Here is a 3,120-nt window from a genome sequence, read left to right on the forward strand (position 1 = left end):
AACTCCCGCCCCTGCCGCGGCGATCTCCGACGCGGCCACGCCGGCCCCCGACCCGACCCCGGCGGTGCCGGCTCCCGCCCCGACTCCGGTGGTCTCCGATCCGGCGGCGCCAACTCCCGCCCCTGCCGCCACGAACTCCGACGCGGCCACGCCGACCCCCGACCCGACCCCGGCGGTCTCCGACCCCGCCGCGCCAACCCCCGACCCGACCCCGGCCACCCCCGCCCCGAGCGACTCCGACACCCCCGACCGCGGCGACCCCGTACCGCTGGAGACTCAGCTCGACCGGTATCGCCCCGCACGGCTCCTCACCGGGCCGGACGTCCGTCCGCCCGACCCGGCACCGGGCACCGTCACCTTCGAGGACGGCGGCCGGCTGTCCGGCCTCCTGCTCGGCACGGAAGTCGTCACGGACCCGGGCGCGAAGGCCGCCCCAGACACGGGCACGACCCCCGCCGCTGACACGAGTCCCGCCACAGACACGAGCACGGGCCCAGCCGTCAACCCAGGGACCACCACCCCGGACGGCCGCGCAGACGATACGCGGCCGACCCCCGACACCGGGCTGTTCACCGGCCTCGGCACGCTCACCCTGCGCTCTCCCGACAAGGTGGCGCGCGAGATTCTCGGGAAGCTGCCGCCCAAGCTGCGCCGTCAGTTCGACGAGGCGGAGCTGCTGCGCCTGCTGACCGTGCAGCCCGCCGCCTTCACCGCCCCGCGCGGGGCCCGTTTCGTGGGCCGGGAGAAGTCCGGCGTCGGCCATGAGCTGATCGTCGAGGCAGTCCCGTACCACCGCTGGGAACGGTTCTCCGACGTGGACGGCAGCACGGTCCGCGTGGACACCATGCGGCGCGGCCAGGCCGGTACGGGCGGCGGCCGCAGCGTCGGCGTCGGGCGCCGGATCGCCGGTGCGCTGAGCATGGGCCCGCCGCTCGAATGGCTGCTGAAGCTCGCCTTCTCGCTGGGCTGGACCCGCAGGACCGACTACACGCAGGGCACCCAGGCGTACAACCAGACCGAGTACCGCGCCGTCGACGGTTCCCACCTGCACCTCGACGACGTGTACTACCGGGTGCGCGTGGACCGTGTCACCGAGGCGCCGCCGACCGTCGGCACGGACACCGGGCCCGGCACGACGCCCCACTGGCAGCGTAGCCCCGCGCACGCCGCCGAGTTCGCGGTGCGGGACGGACTGAGCTGGCGACTGCCGGACGACCTCACCGTGCCCTACAAGGGCACCAAGCGCGCGCCGCAGACCCTGACGTTCCCGGACGGTGTCGAGCCGCGGATCACCGAGACCACCGGACTGCACCTGACGGACCCGCCGGAGGACCTGGCCCTCGCCATCTCCGGTGCACGGCCCGGCAGTTCGGCCCACCGTGCGCTGATCTCGTTCGTCCGGCCGGGACGGCTGCTGCCCCTGTTCGGGCGGCTCTCCTCACCGACCAGCGGCCCGGAACTGACCCGGGGCAGCGGGCAGCACCCGCTGGGACACCTCGTCGTGGAGCGATCGGTGCCGCACGGGGCCACGCTGGTCACCGAGTCGGTCAAGGTCGAGCTGCGCGACCTCACCCAGAACACGTACCAGAACCAGCGCGCCCACGTGCGCGACACCCGCGTGGGCGTCCAGATCACCTCCGGCCCGAACCACAGTTACGTCGGCTCGCAGGTCGACGTACGCGTGCAGGGCGGTCCGCTCATCCGCACGGACCTCGCCTCCGGGCGCGGCCACTACTTCGGCGCCGACACGGCCCGCAAGGTCACCGGCCGCGTCCGCAACCACCCGGTCGCGCTGTACCGGGTGGAGCGCACCCTGATGGTGCGCACGGCCGGTGAACCGCCGTCCGCGGCCCGCCCGTTGCGCGTGGTCAGCCTGGACTGGATCTCCACCCAGGACGCGCGTCGGCTCGCGGGCTGGGACGCCCGGACGCCCGGACAGACGGGCCCCAACCCGGACGCCGAGCCGCCCGTGCCGTGGTACCTCACCCGCGAGGACCCCGTACACCTGGGCGGCCAGGTCCGCGCCGAGGGCTTCCGCCCCGACCACACGCCGAACCCCGTACAGAACCAGGACGTGAGCGGGGACCAGGACCAGGGACCTCGTACGGACAAGACCGGGGACGCGGCACCCGCACCCCGGGACCCCATGCGGGTCTTCGCCGACACGGTCCTGGACACGCTGCACCGCTCGTACCCGTCGCTGTTCGTCCCGCCGCTGATGCTGCGCCACCCGCACGCCGCCAAGCTCTGGTACGGCGACGGGCGGATGCGGACCGCGCTGCACAACGACCGGCAGGTGCGCGAGGCGCTGAACCGGCCCAGCCTGGCGCAGGCGCTGGAGAGCCTGGCCACCACCGGCGTGCCCGTCACCCTCACCGAGGACGGCAAGGTGCGCCGCGGTCACCACACCCTGATCCTGCGGGCGCGGCTGTCCGACCGGCGCTTCGAGACCACAATGAGCGAGCGTTCGCTGCGCAACGGCGTGATCGGCGTCGAGGTCTCCGGCCAGGGCCAGCAGGCGTCGATCGGCGTGTCCGGCGGCGTCGAGCTGGGTATCTCGCCGCGCGACCACGACAAGGCGCCCAGCACCGGCTCACCGCGCCAGATCGGCACCACGGCGCTCGGCGCCCGCCTGGCCTGGACCGGCCAGAAGGCCACCCGGATCACGGACGCCGTCACCCACGACAACCTGACCTTCCAGACCGGCGCCGACCTCTACAGCTACGAGGTGGAGTTGGGCGCCACCTTCGAGGGCCACCGCCGTCCGCGCGGCTGGGCCCGGCTCGCCTCGGTGGGCCTGCTCGGCGCGGGCGTCTTCGTCAGCAAGGTCGAGGAGCGGCCCCTGTTCAGCCAGGGTGGCGAGACCGTGGGGCGGGTGGAACTGGCCGTGCCCGCCGCACACGGCTCCGAACGCCACGCCCCTGCCGACCCGCCACCCACCGACAAGCCGTCCACCGGCCAGCCACCCACCGACAAGCCACCCACCGACAAGCCGTCCACCGGCCAGCCACCCACCGGCCAGCCGTCCACCGACTCGCGGCCCAGCGGCCAGCCGTCCACCGGCCAGCCGTCCGTCGGCCCGCAGCCCAGCGGCCAGCCGTCCACCGACTTGTCGTCCGT

1 pseudogene is annotated in these 3,120 nt (G+C 74.3%); it reads left to right on the forward strand.

Annotated elements, in window-relative coordinates:
* A pseudogene (locus AB0J02_RS03020) lies at positions 1-3,120 on the forward strand (hypothetical protein); the annotation flags it as partial.

The sequence above is a fragment of the Streptomyces sp. NPDC050264 genome, assembly GCF_040655895.1.
Classification (GTDB): domain Bacteria; phylum Actinomycetota; class Actinomycetes; order Streptomycetales; family Streptomycetaceae; genus Streptomyces.